General features: G+C 44.9%; 10 protein-coding genes. 6 read left to right on the top strand and 4 right to left on the bottom strand.

The genetic code is table 11. The annotated features are described in order from the left end of the window. Positions 1-100 precede the first annotated feature (100 nt). Positions 101-1,732, top strand: coding sequence for a polysaccharide biosynthesis protein (locus QT973_RS11310; protein WP_333260514.1), 1,632 nt, complete (start codon positions 101-103; stop codon positions 1,730-1,732). A 591-nt stretch (positions 1,733-2,323) separates the two neighbouring features. After that, positions 2,324-3,511 carry a glycosyltransferase family 2 protein gene (locus tag QT973_RS11305; protein ID WP_333056088.1) on the top strand — a complete coding sequence of 396 codons (1,188 nt, stop codon included), beginning with the start codon at positions 2,324-2,326 and terminating at the stop codon, positions 3,509-3,511. A 259-nt stretch (positions 3,512-3,770) separates the two neighbouring features. Here the strand turns inward: QT973_RS11305 and QT973_RS11300 are convergent, their stop codons facing one another. After that, positions 3,771-9,701: an AAA family ATPase gene (locus QT973_RS11300; RefSeq protein ID WP_333056089.1), complete on the bottom strand. Its 5,931-nt coding sequence runs from the start codon at positions 9,699-9,701 to the stop codon at positions 3,771-3,773. Between the two features lie 162 nt (positions 9,702-9,863). On the opposite strand from QT973_RS11300, the gene QT973_RS11295 reads away from it, so the two are divergent. From QT973_RS11295 to QT973_RS11280, 4 genes are all read left to right on the top strand, one after another. Further along, positions 9,864-10,088: a hypothetical protein gene (locus tag QT973_RS11295; protein WP_333260511.1), complete on the top strand. Its 225-nt coding sequence runs from the start codon at positions 9,864-9,866 to the stop codon at positions 10,086-10,088. 113 nt (positions 10,089-10,201) lie between these two features. Beyond that, the gene (locus tag QT973_RS11290; protein WP_333056090.1) at positions 10,202-10,948 is read left to right on the top strand and encodes a hypothetical protein; all 747 of its coding nucleotides are present in this window, start codon (positions 10,202-10,204) and stop codon (positions 10,946-10,948) included. An 84-nt stretch (positions 10,949-11,032) separates the two neighbouring features. After that, complete coding sequence (locus tag QT973_RS11285) at positions 11,033-11,224, top strand: hypothetical protein (RefSeq protein WP_333056091.1); 192 nt, start codon at positions 11,033-11,035, stop codon at positions 11,222-11,224. Between the two features lie 251 nt (positions 11,225-11,475). Then, positions 11,476-13,179, top strand: a complete 1,704-nt coding sequence (locus tag QT973_RS11280; RefSeq protein ID WP_333339809.1) for an NAD(P)/FAD-dependent oxidoreductase — start codon at positions 11,476-11,478, stop codon at positions 13,177-13,179. 572 nt (positions 13,180-13,751) lie between these two features. Here the strand turns inward: QT973_RS11280 and QT973_RS11275 are convergent. The 3 genes from QT973_RS11275 to QT973_RS11265 all read right to left on the bottom strand — a co-directional run bounded on the left by QT973_RS11275 (position 13,752) and on the right by QT973_RS11265 (position 17,253). Beyond that, positions 13,752-14,306, bottom strand: coding sequence for an NYN domain-containing protein (locus QT973_RS11275; protein ID WP_006635267.1), 555 nt, complete (start codon positions 14,304-14,306; stop codon positions 13,752-13,754). A 180-nt stretch (positions 14,307-14,486) separates the two neighbouring features. Further along, complete coding sequence (murI, locus tag QT973_RS11270; protein ID WP_333056093.1) at positions 14,487-15,347, bottom strand: glutamate racemase; 861 nt, start codon at positions 15,345-15,347, stop codon at positions 14,487-14,489. A gap of 112 nt (positions 15,348-15,459) precedes the next feature. After that, complete coding sequence (locus QT973_RS11265) at positions 15,460-17,253, bottom strand: N-acetylmuramoyl-L-alanine amidase (protein ID WP_333339812.1); 1,794 nt, start codon at positions 17,251-17,253, stop codon at positions 15,460-15,462. Between the last annotated feature and the right edge of the window lie 200 nt (positions 17,254-17,453).

The following is a 17,453-nucleotide window of genomic DNA, read 5'->3' as shown; positions in this document are numbered from 1 at the left end:
CTAAAACCCACCAGAATTTTAAAGATTCTGTTCCTCGAAAATTTGTTTAACAACGCGCTTATCAGCAAGGGTATTTCTAGAATTTAAAGGAGAAAAAAAAGTGAAGAGTGCATTTAACCAAAGAGAAGTGTTTGAAGGTGCCAGCAAAGCGGAAATAATCGATCGCATCCAGCAGCTAGTTCGCCCCGGTTCCCCGGAACCCCAAGATCCTGAAATCCTCGCGGCCTTACAAACTCTCACCGCACAGCTAATCTCCGCCTATCAAGCAGACGGACAATTAGAAAGCGAACCTTTTAGCGACGTGCGCGATCGCACTATTCACCTATACGCATCCGCCTGCAGCAGCCAAATCAAAGGAAAAACCATCCTCATCACCGGTGGAGAAGGATGTGTCGGTCGTTTCTTAATCGCAAAACTCCTCGAATTAGGCGCAACTAAAATCATTTCCGCAGACAACGCCCGATGTCACAACCCCGAAGAAAATCTCCCGCTTTTTACCAGAGAAGGTGCTGTAACTTTCTATGCCGCCGACATTCGCAACCTCGACGCGCTCAAACACATATTTGAGGTAGAAAAACCAGCAATTGTTTTTCACCTAGCAGCCCAACGCCAACCCGGACTAGCTGAAATCAAAATCCGAGAAACAGTTACAACCAGCCTGTTAGGATGTAAACACATCATCCAACTCTGCGAAGAATACGGCGTAGAACATTGCATCTTCTCTTCTACAGGCAAAACATCTCGATATTTTACAACCGAAGTTTACGCCGCCTCGAAAAAGTTTGCCGAATGGCAATTTGCTAAAGCAGCTCAAGAAGGAGATGTCACTTACGGGATGGTTCGCTTTACCCATATGTTGGAAAATAGCTTGTTCTGCGAGCAAATGTCCAAAAAAGTAGAGCAAGGTAAAACTGTCAACGTTCACGCTCCCCACCGTTACGTAACTGCTCAAAATCTGGTCGAAGCCGTACATTTATTGCTGAATTCTTTGGTTGTGTCCGTTCCCGGCAAACTGAAGTTTGTCGCAGTAAGTAATCTCGGTTGGCCGACAGAAACCTTGGAAGTAGCTCTTTATAAAATTCTTGAATCAGGCAAAAATCTGCCGATTTATTTTCAAGGACTTTTGCCGGGATATGAAGAACCGTTTTTCCTAGGACAGTTTGACTGGAAAAAGCCTACAGACATTCACCTCCTAATTAATGTCTTGGAAGATCCTTTTAGAAGTGTTAACGATGCTGGCGACATGGTGAGTGTAGAATTAGCTCCTTTTTCTTTGCCCGTATTAGATAAACAAGTTTCAAAGCTGGAAAGCTTAATCATCGATCCAGATTTCCCCGAAGTGCAAATCAAGCACGCTCTTGTCGCAGCGGAAAAAGAAGTCATTGCTTCCTCTTTTGCGTGGAGTGCGCCTGAAGACTTGTTGAAGATTTTGCAGTGGGGAATCAATCCCAAGAAATTGCAAGGTTACGGAACAGAAATCGCTGACTATAGCGAGATTATCGAACTCCTCCTGCAAGGAATCTGCGGGCGACTTAACCAAGAAGTCTTGCACAATGCTGGAGTTACGGCAGATGAGTTTGATGACTTAGTTGAGAGTCTTTCTACCCTGGATTCGATTCAAGCAGAAGTGGGATATTTGCGATCGATATCGAGATATCTAAGAGAATTTGCACCCCCCGCACAGTTCACCACCAAAAAATCTGAACCTGTTGCTATCCGCGATGCAGCGTAGCTTGAACATAGTTTTGAGTTGGGAGATTACTTCCTGAGTTCCCACCCACAGGGGATGAGTTATATCAATTCCGGTTGCACGAGCGAAATGATTGTTGACTGTTGACTGTTGACTGTTGAAGGATGGGTCTAAAAACTGAATGGTTAAGTGTTAACTCTTGACTCGATTTTATTATTCCCCTGCAACCGGATTTGATGTTAAACATCGACTAAGTGTTTAGTGGATTAAAAATAGAACACGTAGAAACCTGGTTTCTTTTTGAAACCGGGTTTCTCCAGTCTGGGCTTGTTTGATGTTTAATTAAATTGAGTGACTTAACATTGTCAGAATTGACATGATATGATCTTACTGGAAACCGCACAACCGCAATCAAATTAATTTTTAGTGAGGAGGCTAGTCCTAATATTTTTAGGAGGACTTAAGTTCTCACAACAAATGTGAGAAGGGTGATTGTTGGCGGGCATGATATAATCATACTTTAGATAGCGTGGCGCAGTGAGTTAACAAAGATGCAATAAGATTAAATACACTCAATGAACGCAAAAAATAAAATTAAATTAAGGTACTAGAATTGTGGAAATTAATCAGCTAATGTTCCTATTGATTGATGTTGTGCTATTGGCGATCGCCCTGATCCTTCTAATTCCCGTTGCAGTTCTATTTCTAGAATGCAGTGCAGCTTTCTTGTCCGGCGAGGGCGAGACAGCGGAAACTAAAGCGCCCCGCCCCAAAGTAGCAGTTTTAATTCCCGCTTACAACGAAGCAGCAGGAATTGCCGCCACCATCTCCACCATATTGCCACAGCTAACACCTCAAGACCGCCTCTTAGTGATTGCGGACAACTGTACGGACGCCACGGCAGAAATCGCCCGTAACTGCGGTGCAAGTGCGATCGAGCGCCAAGACACACAACGCAAGGGCAAAGGATACGCACTGGATTTTGGCTTGCAGTCGATCGAATCCGACCCCCCAGAAGTAGTCATCATGGTTGACGCCGACTGCATCTGTGGGCCAGACTCTATAGAAAAATTAGCCAGGGTTGCAGTTGCTCAACAAAGACCAGTGCAAGCAACTTATCTCATGGAACAGCCACCAAATCCTACTCCCAAAGATTCCATTTCTGCTTTAGCATTTCTTGTGAAAAACTTAGTCCGTCCCAGCGGATTAAAACAGTTAGGATTCCCATCATTACTAACAGGTACTGGCATGGCTTTTCCCTGGTCGATAATTCGATCGGTGTCCCTAGCAAGCAGTAATATTGTTGAAGATATGCAGATGAGTTTGGATTTGGCGATCGCCGGACACCCAACAGTATTCTGCCCCGAAGCCAACGTCACCGGCTGTTTGCCACAGCAGCAGCAAGCAGCTAAAAGTCAAAGAACCAGGTGGGAACACGGTCACATACAGACATTGTTAACTCAAACTCCCCGGCTGACAGCAGCTTCAGTCGAACAAAAACGTTTTGACTTATTGGCGATCGCCCTCGACTTATCCGTCCCTCCCCTATCGCTTTTAGTCGCGATCTGGCTAGCTGCTTTTGCCACCTCTTTACTAGCAGCAATTTTGGGAACATCCTCAATTCCCGCCGTCTTGTTAGCAGTACAAGGATTGCTGATTTTAGTTTCAATTGTCGGCGCTTGGGCAAAATTCGGGCGTGCCGATATTTCTGGCTCAACTCTCTTATCTGTACCTTTTTACATCCTTTGGAAAATCCCTTTGTATCTAGGTTTTCTCCTGAAGCGGCAAACTAAATGGGTGCGGACAGAACGCGATGTTTAATATTGAAATTGAGAATTTTTAACCCCAGATATCAGCAGATAAACACAGATGAACGCAGATATAATTGTATCTGCGTTCATCGGCGTTTATCGGCGGTTAAAAAAACATATATAAAAACTTAGGGATGAGAATTAAATAAAATCCACTTTTCATGACTGTTGTGGGATGGGCCTAAGAGCCCGCCCAGAAAGGACGGGCTCTTAGGCCCATCCCACAAGAAAAAAGGGAAATTATTTAATTGACGATCCTTACAAAAAGTTCACTGCTTCACGGGAATTTCAATCACAAACTCAGCCCCCTCACCGGGCGCGGAAAAGCACATTAGCTTCCCGCCGTGTTTCTCTACCACAATCTGATAACTTATACTCAACCCTAAACCAGTACCTTTTCCCACAGCTTTTGTAGTAAAGAAAGGGTCAAATATTCGCGATCGTACTTCCTCCGTCATCCCCCGACCATTATCAGCAATATAAATTCTCACCAAGTTTAGGTCGCATACCTCAGTCCGAATCTTAATCCTTCGCTCAAAAATTGGAGATAAAGGATTTTCTAGTTGGGCAGTTGTCTCCGGTCGCCCAACTCCTAACTCCACTGCATCAATTGCATTGCTCAAAATATTCATAAACACCTGATTTAACCCAGAAGCATAACAATTTACGTTCGGCAGTTGACCGTATTCTTTAACTACCTCAACCCCATGTCCGAGTGCATCCTTTTTCAACCTGTGCTGCAAAATTAGCAGAGTCGAATCAATCCCGGAGTGAACATCCACTGGTTTCATCTCGGCTTCATCCAGGCGTGAGAAATTCCGCAGCGACAGCACAATATTGCGAACGCGATCGACCCCAACCTGCATTGATTTTAGAATTTTAGGCAAATCTTCTTGAATAAAAGCCAGGTCAATATCTTCTGTTCTAGCAACAATCTCAGGATTAGCATTCGGGTAAGACTCCTGGTACAGCTCAATCAATCCCAGCAGCTCCGAGCTATAATCGCTAGCATGGAGAACATTGCCATAAATGAAATTAATCGGATTATTAATTTCGTGAGCAACCCCCGCCACCAACTGTCCCAAAGAAGACATTTTTTCAGTTTGAATTAGTTGAGTCTGCGTCGAGCGTAATTGGGACAAAGTAACTTCTAATTGTGTCGCTTTTTCTCTCAATTGCCCCTCAGACAGTCGCAAAGCATCCTCCGCTAACTTGCGATCCGTAATGTCCTGTATCGTCCCAAATAACTTAATCACCTTACCGCCATCAAAAATAGCTTGCGCCTTAAGATAAATATATCTGACAGCTCCATCAGCGCGCAAAATTCTCATCTCATAATCGCAAGGATTTCCTAATAGACTAATCTGCTCTACTGCCTCTAACCACAACTTTAGGTCATCTGGATGAATTTGCTTCCTCTGTTCTAAAATAGTCGGTTCTGGTAGTTTAGGGTCAAGGCCAAAAATTCGGAATACTTCCTCCGACCAAGTTAATTTATCCCCCTCCAAATCAAATTCCCAGTTGCCTAGGTGCGCCAGTTTTTGAGCTTCTTGCAGCTTAGCTTCTTTAGTCTTTAATTCCTGCGTGCGCTCTTCCACTCTCACCTCCAGCGTCCGGGAATAATCCTCCAACTGTTCCTTAGCCTCCGACAAATTAGCAACAAGTACCGCATTTTCTAGAGAGATGGCAGCTTGGGAAGAAAGTATTTTCAAAACTTCCAACCTAGTTGGAGAAAACGCTTCAGTAGCTAAATTATTTTCCAGATAAAGGAGACCTACGAGTTTGCTTTGATTCAGAATAGGAGTACAAAGCGCAGATTTCACTTGCTGCCTTTTAATATAGGGATCGTCTGTAAATAGACCTTCTCTAGCAGCCTGACTTAAAACTACATCTAAGTGCGTTTTTTCAACATAATTAATCACGGTTATTGGCAAAACATCTGCAGGAGATACTCTAGGGCATTGTTCAACTGCAACATCGGAAGACTCCACCGATGCCGCTGCTTGAATCAGCAATTTGCCTGCCTTGGGCATCAACAGAAAACCTTTTTGTGCCCCAGCATTCTCGATCGCCATTTTCATTAATTTTTCTAACAACTTGTCTAACACAATTTCACTAGCTAGTGCTTGAGATGCTTTAACAACAGTTGTCAAATCCAATAAACTGCTGTGACTGCTGCTCGTGCTATAATTAGTGCTAGTAATAGTTCGATCTCCGCTGGCTCTTCCTGCCGATACAGGGGGTAAAGAAATCGGATATTCTGACTCCAAATGTTTGACCTTGGCGGTTGCTCCCCAATGAATATAGCCGTAGTAAGCATCTATTAGATAACTCTGAGCCACTTTGTTTCGACCGCGAGCCAGATAAAATTCTGCCGCGCGTTCGTTGGCTAGCGCTTCTTCGTGGATGTATTCATTTTCCGAAGCTCCTTTCACTGCTCGATCGTAATACAGAGCAGCTTTTTCATATTGTCCCAATACTCGCGCTTTCTCTGCCTCTACCAAGTCATATTTATGCTGATAATTCCTCGGAGATTTCACAGCCCAATGCTTCATTTTTTTCTGAAGCGAAGCAACTTTTTTTAAGTATTTTTTCTGTTCAAATTTTGAAGCTGTGGGATACAAAGCTAAGAGTGCTAGGGAATAGTAAAAATTGTGGAGGGGAACATACATCATGCCCATCACAGCCTCAGAATAATTTGATGCCATAATGGCATTTTCAGCAGATATTGCATAATCTTTAAATAGGTAATTTAGCCATAACTTAGACAAATGTACTAGAAATATTACCAGATTATTTTGACCATCTCTTAATCTTGGTAGCATAGTTTCTTCATTAAAATTGTCGCCAGTCAATAGGCAAGGATTGGCTGTTTTACCTTGTAAGTTTAAGACAACTTGTGATCCAACTCTGGCTTGATAAATCATAAATTCATTCTTATAATTCACCAACATTTGAATATAGTGACTCTGCTTAGTCTCCACCGACTCCAGAGGTTCCCCACTCAAAAATATATAATTGCTGTAAAAACTAGCACAATAACAAGCATTGTTGACATCTCCCGTTTCCAGTCCACTCTGAATACCCTCAAGTAAACCGCTAAGACTTTCCGTGACGTGTTCAGACCAGTGACGGATAAAACCATTAAAAATTAGTGAAATTTGAGAGTTGTACAAGTTGGTGTGGAATCGTTCTAAAAGTGCCTGAGCCATTTGACCGTATCGGTATCCAGAATCCATATCGCCTAACACCCCACACTGGAGCGAAGCATAGTTTGAATACCCAACACTAGATAGTGGCGTATTCCCGTACTTAAGAGAAAGAGTAACAATTTTAAAAGCGATCAGTGGGAACATATCGGGTAATGCTATAAAAGCAGCCGGAACCATATTCGTTAAAATCCGTATAGCCGCAATTTTATTAGGGTCAGTCATTGGTGGCAGTTGTAATAAATCCTCAATCTGCTTATTTCTTAAAGCTAGTTTTGTGCGAAATAGCTCCATTAAAATATTGAGTCTTTGTGGATTTTTAGGTATGTACACTCCCAGCATTTTCAAAGCTTCTAGAGCTATATCTATCGAAGCTTGGGCTTGATTTTGATTGAAGTGAAAAATAACTTTTAGCTCATAAACGGGGAGTTTGTCTAGCAATTTTTTGGCGCGGGACATAATAACATTTGATAGGTAAAATGAGCGCTCAAAATCGGTATTTATATAGGAAGCTTCCAGTGCTTCGGAATGGATTTCCATGATTAAATCGTAGTGACTCTGCCAAACCCCATCGGGTAGAAGTTCTAGACCTGCATTAAAATATTTTAGCGCTGCTTGATAGGCGGCACAAGCCTTAGCTTTCTTACCTGCTATGAGATTCAATTTAGCTAGTTCAATTCGCTGTTCCTGATTTGTGATGAATTCCACCCCGATATTGAGTTGGTTGACAATATCAAAGATATTTTCTGCTATCTCCGATGCCGTAGGGGCGGTGCCCCCGTGCCGGCCGTGCAATAGCATGAAGCCGATTTTTAAGTGAGTTTGTTTTTTCTCGGAGTCAGGGATGAGAGAATAGGCGGCTTGCTGTACGCGATCGTGCAAAAACCTGTAATCAATTGAGCGTTGCATAATTGCGGGATGATTTTGATTGTTTTGTGGGATGGGCGTCCCGCCCCTTCGGTGTGTTTTCACGATTTCCTCATCAAACATCGGAATTTTGTAAGCATCGCTCATTGGCAGAATTAAACCAGCTTGAAGTGCATCCCATAAATCTGCCGCCGTTTCCGAGCCTGATTTTTCCCGAACAATTGCCAAATTTTCTAAATTAAAATGGTTGCCCATACAAGCAGCTAATTTTAATACTTGCTGCGTCTCCCCCGGCAGTTGTTGCAGATTCCGAGCAACTAATTCAACGACACTGTAATCTGCAATACCAGCGACTTCAATTTCCGTGATGTCCCACTGCCATGCACCAATAGTGAAATCAAAAACTAATAGTTGTTCAGAGTGAATAGTTGAAATAAGTTGAGTCAGAAAAAATGGATTTCCGCCAGTTTTATTAAAAATTAACTCCGTCAAAGACTTTAAGTTTTCAGTTTGATTACCCAAAGTATCGCATACTAGCTCATTGACGCTGCTCAAATCTAAACATGGGAGGATAATTTGATGCACTGCAGCACCAGTCTGTTGAATATTTTCGACAGTTTGAACTAACGGATGAGTCGAATTCACTTCGTTATCTCGATAGGCTCCTATCAGTAAAAAATATCGGCTATCCAGGTCAGTAACTAATTCCTGAATCAATTTTAAGGAAGCTAAATCTGCCCACTGCAAATCATCCAAAAATAGAACTAATGGATGTTCGGATCGGGCAAACATATTCATGAATTCTTTGAACAATCGATTAAAGCGATTTTGAGATTCTGTCGGCCCCAATTTGGGAACAGAAGGCTGCGAACCAATGATTATTTCGACTGAAGGAACAACATCAATAATAATTGCACCGTTATTACCCAGCCGTGACAAAAGCTTTTCTTTCCAAATTACCAAATCTTCTGAGCTTTTTGTGAATAACTGCTGCATCAATGACTCAAACGCTTGAGTTATTGCAGCATAAGGAATATCCCGCTTAAATTGGTCAAATTTCCCAGCAATAAAATAACCCCGCTGCCTGACAATTGGTTTGTGGATTTCACTGACAACTGATGTTTTACCGATGCCTGAGTAACCGCTTACCAACACCATCTCTGTATTCCCAAAGCTGACTCGCTCGAATGATGCCATCAAATCAGCGACTTCTTGTGTGCGACCGTAGAGTTTTTGGGGAATCAAAAATTGACCAGATTTGTCAAGTGTCCCTGGAATGAAATTTTCAATTTTGCCAGTAGTTTGTAGCTGAGTTAGACAATTTTCCAGGTCTGCTTTTACTCCAAAGGCACTTTGATATCTGTCTTCGGCATTTTTAGCTAGTAGTTTCATGACAAGGGATGAAATTATCTGCGGGACTTGATTGTTTAGTTGATGGGGAGGAACTGGCGTCACCGCAATGTGGCTGTGAATTAATTCTAAGGGGTCGGTTGAATTAAAAGGCAACTCTCCTGTTAGCATTTCATAAAAGGTGATGCCTAGAGAGTACAAGTCAGTCCGGTAGTCGAGGTCTCGGTTCATCCGACCAGTTTGCTCTGGGGATATATAGCCTAGAGTGCCTTCTAGCACCATAGTATTGCTATTTTGGTGGACTTCTCTCGATAGGCGCGTCGCCATGCTAAAGTCGGTAATTTTTACTTGTTTGAAATCTGGTGTTATGATAATATTTGAGGGTTTTATATCTTTATGAATAATCTGATTTTGATGCACTTCTCCGAGAGTTTGAGCCACTTGAATAGCTAGTGGCAAAAATTTCTGAAGTTTAATGCTTTTACCCGCTTGATGGTGCTTGAGAGATTGACCGCCACAATCTTCTAAGATCAGAGCGAAACTGTTGTTATATTTTTCTAAGCTATGGGGTTTGACAATCCCTTCGAGTTTGAGATTCGAGCTAATTTTGTATTCATGTCTCAAACGGGTAATTTCTTCTATTGTAGGGTACTCGGTATTGAGTGTTTTAATAATGACTGACGCTCGATCAGATTCCCTGACAGCGCGATAAATGATGGACTTCACACCAAGTTGAACAACTTCTGTGATTTTGTAACCGGGAAGTGTATTCATGGCTTTTATTCTGTGACGAAATTTTTAGTAAACATTGCGCTTGATATCGATCGAATCTCTGGCGAACTATACCTAAGTATTTTTTGTAAATTTGGTAACTGGGGATACCTTACAACCTAAGTAATTACTCAGGGATTTTTTAGATAGCGAGATGCCTAAACTTTGAAAGTGTCTGGACGGGCGGACAGCCAAACATCTGGTTTGAACTCCGACTTAATCATGTACGGTCTGACACCTCACCCAGTTAATTGCCATATTGTAACAAATTCTGTGATGCCGATCGCACACATGACAGACAAATTTTTATATACTCAAGGTTTTGCTCAACGTTTGAGTCCGCTAACCAACAACGAAGGGGACGCCCGGAGGACGAAAACGCAGGTTTAGGCGATCGAGAACATAATTAAACGTGATGTCAAACACAACAATTATTGATTTAAATCACATTTGCGTCGTGATTAAGTTACTAGCCTATAGATTCATTAATCAGGTGCATCACAATGGAAGAAGTCCTAGAATTGATTGAAAAGAAGAAGCAAGAATTTGCTAAAGCAGAGCTATTTGAGTTTATGCGAGACAAAAGCATAGACCCAAGACAACGCCTAGCTTTCGCTCCCTGCATTGCTCACTTTGCAATGAGTTTTGGTGAATTGAACCAGTCTATTTTCCGAGAAGAACCAACCAACGATCCTCTTCAGGCAATGATCAACAATCATACTTACGAAGACGATCATCACTGGTTGTGGTTTTTGGCCGACATGGAAACACTGGGTATTAATAACAAATCCTTGAAGTTCAGCGATGCTTTGAATTTTGTCTGGAGCGAACAACTAAAAGCTTCACGGTTGGTAACATATCAAATTTTTCGATACGCTTTTGGAGCCAGTCCAATCACTAAGCTAGCAATCCTGGAAGTGGTAGAAGCATCGGGTAACGTGTTCTTGTCAGCGACAGCATCAATTGCCGAAGAACTCCAATCAATTACTAAAAAGGAGCTTATCTATTTTGGCTATTTTCATTTGGATGTGGAAACAGGTCATACTACAGGGACGCCGGATGTTGAGCAATCGATCAAAAACATACCACTGACTATTGAGAGCCGTCAAGAGATTTTTGAGATAGTTGAAAATTTGTTTGAAATTTTCACGAAACAGATCGATCAACTTCTGGTTTATGCAAAAACCCATAGTTTTGACCAACCTTTTACCGAACCCCGCGAGATTTTGCAACCTTTAAAAGCTGCGTAGCTTACGAGATGTAAACTTTGGTACTTTTAGAACCAGATCGATCTTAGAATTAGACAAAGTCTATTACTTACAAGGAGACCTATCATGTCACAACTTAACAGCACTTCTTCTACGATAATGAATGAACTAGAACCGAATTTGATCCACACTTGGACTGAGAATCTGGATATTGCTCACACTTGGACTGAGAATCTGGATATTGCTCACACTTGGACTGAGAATTTGGAGATTTCTCACACTTCTCCCATAGCTGAAGATGAGAAAGTAGTGGGATAAAATCTGTTGGAAACTGAAAGGTTGCACTAATGTTAATTGGGGCTTTTTCGTGGGTGGGGGCGGGTTTACTTAACCTGTTTGTACCATTTAACGCGGTTGGTGAACCCGCCCCTACAAGTTCTTGGGAATGGTGGAACATCTCAAATAAAACCTGTTGAAAATAACTATTTAGCCTCGCTCATTTGGAGGCTGAATAGTTAGAAATTTTTCTCGTAAATACCCAAATTCAGCATCTACTATCTCTCTGTGATATGAGCCATTACGACGTTGTAATTGTGGGCGGCGGCCCCGCTGGGAGCACTGCTGGCACTCTGATCAAGAAATACAATCCCAATCTGAGCGTGCTAATCCTAGAGAAAGAAAAATTCCCTCGCGATCACGTTGGGGAAAGTCAATTGCCTCAAATTAGTGATGTGCTTCAAGAAATGGGATGTTGGGACAAAGTAGAAGCAGCCGACTTCCCAATTAAAATCGGTGCTACCTATCGCTGGGGAACAGATCCAAATCCTTGGGATTTTAATTTTATCAAGCCTGAACAGTTTAAAGATGAACAGCGTCCTGCTAAATTTGAGGGACAGAGACGGCAAACTGCTTTCCAAGTCGATCGAGCAAAATATGACGAAATTTTGCTGCGTCACGCGGAAGAAATGGGATGTTTAGTAAGAGAAGAAACCCCCGTTGTTAAAGTAGATACAGAGGGCGATCGCATTACCACCCTGCACCTGCGGCAAGAACAAATAACTGCCCGCTACTACATCGACGCCTCCGGCCACATCGGCGTGCTGCGGCGAGTTTTAGGAATTGAAACACACTGCCCGACGCGGTTGCAAAATATCGCTATCTGGGACTACTGGACAAACGCTGAATGGGCCGATAAAATTGGCGTTGGTGGCACCCGCGTACAGGTAATGAGTTTGAGTCACGGGTGGATTTGGTTTATTCCCTTGGGCCCCACTCGCACCAGTATCGGCTTTATTTGCCCTGCGGAACATTACAAGCAGATGAAACAGCGGCCAGAGGAGATATATTCTCAAGCACTCAACAGCGAACCCCGCATCAGCAAGTTAATCGCTAATGCTACCAGTACCGGAAAGATTGAAACTACAAAAGATTGGTCATTTTTGGCTGAGAGAACAGTAGGAGAAAACTGGTTTTTGGTCGGAGAAGCTGCTGGTTTTGCCGATCCAATTTTAGCTGCTGGCATGACTTTAGCTCACACAGGTGCCCGTGAAGTCGCTTACACAATTTTGGAACTAGAGCAGCAGAAGCACGAGGCTAACTGGCTGAAAACTCAATACGATCACAATCAGCGCAGCCGAGTTAAAAAGCACATTCGGTTCGCGGATTACTGGTACGCTGCTAACGGTCAGTTCACTGATTTACAAGAGCATTCTAGGGAAATCGCGCGGGATTCTGGGTTGAATTTAAGCCCGGAAAAAGCTTTTCAGTGGTTGGCTCAAGGCGGATTCACGAATGATATTTTGGGTCAAGCTGTGATTGCTGGATTTGATTTGGGTTCTATGAAACAGGTGATGCAACGCTTCTCGCAGCAGGAGGTTCCGTGGCTACTTTCGGCATACAATGTGTTTCAGTTAGATTTATTGGATGCGGAAGTCGAGTTTGTAGCTGTTTATGATGCTGGTCAAATTAGCAAGATCAAGTGTTATGTGAAGAACGGTCAGCGCTTGCCTGTTACAGGTTTATATGGTTTGCTGATTGACATTTTGGGCCGCACTCAGTACATTGAACAAATTTATCGGCAGTTGGTACTGCTGTTTAAGGAACGTTTTTCTGTGCAACACGCACGAGTAGCTCTTCATCAAGCCCTTGGTTGTTTGGAGGTGATGGTGAGTTCTGGTATTGTCAAGGCGATATTAAACCCGGAGTTGTCTAAGTTGAATATTTCCATACCTATGGAAGGTGAGTTAATTCACACTCACAGGGATGTGAATTAAGGCGCTACCAGAAAGCTTGACCCCAAACCATCTCAAGTCTTAAAAACAAAAAGTCTGAAGCTGGAAAATTCCAACTTCAGACTTTTACTAACTCCCCGGGTAGGATTTGAACCTACGACCAATCGGTTACACTTATCCCAACGTTTCCGAAGGGGGCGGACTATTTCATCATCCCTACAAATCATGTTTGTGATTTGTCGTCGGATGTCGGGCGCTATGAGATTTATTGGTTAGGCTCCTCATCTCTAGTCTCTGCACCTTTCCGGCTACTTGCGATCGTAACCGCTGCCTTTCGCCAGACTTGGCTCAAGATTGCCGCCACCCGAAGTGCTGCGGTTTCCTTGAATTCACCCGATTTTTCAGTATCCGTTACCGGATAGAGCTGCTATGTCACTAGGGCTTTTGGTTGATACCAAAGGCTTGCATTCATTACAGCCGACCGCTCTGCCACTGAGCTACCGAGGATTGGGGGTTTTTGTTACCCACATTTACTAACAATAGCTGAACTTCCTCGATTTGGCAAGGCCTTTGAGAAACTTTTTTTTTGTCAGACAGGGAGCGGGTTTCAGCAGCTAATGCAGCCCCATTCTCAACTTGGCGAGGCGCTGCTGGGATTCTGGATCGAGGGAACTGGCGAGAAAGCGACTGGAATTTTGTTTGCGGGATTTGTGTCGGCGCTCGCTGCGGCGGGCGGTGGATTCTACGTCAGCCGCTAGTTGTTCGGCGGACATCCATTCGGCACCGTAGCCGACTACGGTCAATTGCTGCGCTCGGTCTGAGGTGGCGACAATCATGCGGCCTTTGCCTTTGACCGATCGCAACTCGTAGCGCAAACTAGCACAAGATTTTTCAATATAAGTATCTGCTGTCTGACCGAAGTCAGTGTAGTGCACTGATAAATTTTTAGTAATAATTTCTTTAACGCCGGGAGTATCTCGATAGTGGGCGTCAAACACCAGCCTGGCCTCAAAATCTTGAACGGCGCTGTAGTTAACTAAAACCTCAATCAACTCGCGGCGAGCTGTTTCGAGTTCGTCGCGATCGCGCTTCTCTCGGAGTCGAGGCCAAAGTCCAATTATGTTATAGCCGTCTACAAGTAAAACTGCTTGTGATACATAGGGTGACATGGTTCAAGGCTGAAGAGCTCCAGCACGTATAGGACATTATTTGCATTGTTCATCAAAGCTTTTGTTCAATAATATTACCTATTGATGTGTAATTGCTAGGTTACATCGCAATAATTAAACCCCCCAGAGCCAGCTTTACCTGAGTTTTGGGGGGTTAGATTCATCTATAAATTTTCCGGATTATTCGGCAGATTCCAGTGGGACGGGCGATGGCTTACGCCCCGCTTCGCTACGTACAACTGTCGGCAGGGATATTTTCTCAACAGCAGGAGTACAACCGAGCCACTGCACCGACAACTGAGCAAACTGCTGCGGGGGGCCGCTCACGCAAAAACGAGTCGGTAGCGCCGTACCAGGATTTCGCAGCCCCAAAAGCTCCAATTCTCTGGCTGCAGCCGCCACCACCCGTACCGCAGGATCGATCAATGTCACCCCAGCAGGCAAAAGCGATCGAACCACAGGAGCCAACAGCGGATAATGAGTGCAGCCGTAAATCAGCGTATCGATGCGCTGCTGAATCAAAGGAGCCAAATATTCCCTAGCCACCTCACAAGTATAAGGATCGTGAATCCGGTTTTGCTCCACCAGTGGCACAAAAGCCGGACAGCTAACCTGCCACACCAGGCAAGAATCGTCCATCTCCAAAATCGCATTTCGATAAGCATTGCTAGCAGCCGTAGCAGGAGTTGCGATGACCCCGATCCGCTTGCCTTGCTGCACTGCTGCCTGCGCCCCCGGCAGAATTACTCCCAGCACCGGGATATCAAACTCAGCCTGCACCATCTCCATCGCCAAAGCAGAACTGGTGTTGCAGGCCATAATGACCATTTTCACATCCTGTTCCACCAACCAGGCCATAATTTCGCGGACAAACTCCACAATTTCTGACGGGGTGCGAGTGCCGTAAGGCAGCCTCGCGGTATCTCCAAAATAAAGTATCGATTCGTTGGGCAATTGTTGGTACAACTGGGTCAAAACAGTCAAACCGCCCACGCCGCTGTCAAAAATACCGATTCTTTGTTGTCCAGAGTCTGTTGTCATTTGTCAATAGTTAGTTGTCAGTTGGCAGTTGGCAGTTGTTAGTTGGCAGTTGGCAGTTGGTATTAGTCAACAGTTAACCGTCAACCGTCAACCGTCAACCGTCAACAGCCCATTATCTTTGTTGAAGATAAAGCAAAATGCCGCGAGCGATCGAAGCCGCCATTTGACTGCGGTAAACTGGGTCAGAAAGCCTAGCAGCATCCTCAGCACCCGTCACAAAACCCACCTCCAGCAAAACAGAAGGCATAGAAGTCTTCCTCAAAACATAAAATCGCGCCTGTCGCACTCGGCGGTCATTCGCCCCCGTCCCCTCCAAAATACTGGCGTGAATCACCCTGGCCAAATCTTGGCCGTTATTGAAATAATAAGTCTCAATCCCATTGATATCCGGCCGACTCATATTAATCGCATTAGCGTGAATGCTGACAAACAAAGTAGCATTCACCCGTTCCGCCAAAGAAACTCTGGGATCCAGGTCGATTTCCCTGTCGTCAGTCCGAGTCATCACCGCCTGCACCCCTTGCTGTTCCAGCAGCCTCGCCACCTGAAGCGAGATATCCAAAACAATCTCCTTTTCCAGAATGCCCTGAATCCCGACTGCCCCCGGATCGCGGCCACCGTGACCAGGATCGATTACTATTACGGCGCGGCGGTTAGAAGCTTGGGGCAACTCATCGGTTCCGAAAGTCCTTCTCGGCAAAGGCTGCAAATTGGGAGTGCGAGTCAAAGGCTGCGCGCTAGCATTCGACGATCGCAACTGCAAAGACAGCAACTGCGGGTTTGGTCTTGTCACCCTGCCTACCTCTACCCCCGATCGCGGCTGCACCCAAATCACCACAGTCTCCGCATCTTCTTGGCTGGCACTAAACGATACAGGACTGTTGGCATCGAGCTGAGGAATTTCGCCCGTCAGCACACTAGAGGCGATCCTAATCCAGTAAGCTCTCGACCCCTGAGCCCACCCGCTGCTATAGGAGACTTGGCGGTCAGTTCTCACCACCAGTTGCGTGCCGTTACTGGCTAAATCAATTGACTGAACTCTCGCTAAATTTCCTTGAGCTTGTCTAGCCGGAGGGTCTACAGTCAGGCGGCGGGGAACCGAGGGCTGTCGTACTACACTTCCAGGCAATAGCACAACCCCGCCCAAATTGCTCACTGACGCCCGCCACTGAGTATTAGGACTCTTCATCCGCAAAGTCACGCGGGTAACGGGCGGGTCTGTTGGCAGTTGCCGGACTTCAATCTTGTCAACCCCGTGCTGACCGTTCGTTTGAGGCTGTTGGCTGCTTAGGGCCGGAGCTAAAGTAGCTCCTTCAATATCGAGGGTAGCGATGTCCCCAGCGCGACTTTGTTCAAAATTAATTTGGGGGCGACGGCCCTGGGTGCGGACTAAAAAACCGTCCGCCGTCACCTGAACGTTTTGAACTACAGTCGCCTGGGCTGACTCGGCTTGGGATGCTGAAGGTTCAACTGATAACCTTTCTCCCCCTGGCTCTGAAATCGGATTTTGAGTTTCTGCCCGCACCGGCGTTGGCAAATCCACTGTCCACTCGCTCGGAGAAATACCCCGGAATTTTACTTGCTGAGGGTCTATAGTAAACCCGTCTCTGATCTCGACCACAATTCTGGTCGTATTGTTGTCAAACTGCCCTACCCGCACCGATTCGATCGCTCCTGAGAGCGGTCTGCTGACCGAGGGACGACCCAGACTCGTCCCCGGCAAGTCGATTACCAACCGCATCGGGTTGAAGATCAGTTGAGCCTTGGGTTGTACTCCCCCGTCTGTTGTAATGTAAAGCCGGTTCTCTGAAGCATCAAACCGCCAAGATTGCAGTCTAGCTGCTTCGGCGGCTCCGGCGAGCAAAAATACACTTAAGAAACTCGGTAGTAGCCAGTGGAATTTCACGACAGTTTTTTCCTCGTTTGCGTTACTGCCAAAAGCTGGAAGGGCGCTGCTTGCCCTCAGAGGCTTTCAGCAGTTAGCCGCCAGCAGACCGGGGGCACGGGGGCCGTCAGTTGTTGGCTAAATTGACTTTTTTATGCGTTAACAGGCTCCAAAATGCCAGATACCGGCATTTTTGAACTTTCCCGTATACTTGGGGGCGA

The organism is Microcoleus sp. Z1_A1 (assembly GCF_036700305.1).
Taxonomy (GTDB): Bacteria; Cyanobacteriota; Cyanobacteriia; order Cyanobacteriales; family Microcoleaceae; genus Microcoleus.
Note: the sequence above shows the minus strand (reverse complement) of the source record. Positions and strands in the feature narration are given on the sequence as shown.

Bases quoted from the DNA above. Each gene is read 5' to 3' on its own strand.
- QT973_RS11305 (WP_333056088.1), top strand. From the start codon at position 2,324: ATGTTCCTATTGATTGATGTTGTGCTATTGGCGATCGCCCTGATCCTT.
- QT973_RS11300 (WP_333056089.1), bottom strand. From the start codon at position 9,701: ATGAATACACTTCCCGGTTACAAAATCACAGAAGTTGTTCAACTTGGT.
- QT973_RS11290 (WP_333056090.1), top strand. From the start codon at position 10,202: ATGGAAGAAGTCCTAGAATTGATTGAAAAGAAGAAGCAAGAATTTGCT.
- QT973_RS11285 (WP_333056091.1), top strand. From the start codon at position 11,033: ATGTCACAACTTAACAGCACTTCTTCTACGATAATGAATGAACTAGAA.
- QT973_RS11280 (WP_333339809.1), top strand. From the start codon at position 11,476: ATGAGCCATTACGACGTTGTAATTGTGGGCGGCGGCCCCGCTGGGAGC.
- QT973_RS11275 (WP_006635267.1), bottom strand. From the start codon at position 14,306: ATGTCACCCTATGTATCACAAGCAGTTTTACTTGTAGACGGCTATAAC.
- murI (WP_333056093.1), bottom strand. From the start codon at position 15,347: ATGACAACAGACTCTGGACAACAAAGAATCGGTATTTTTGACAGCGGC.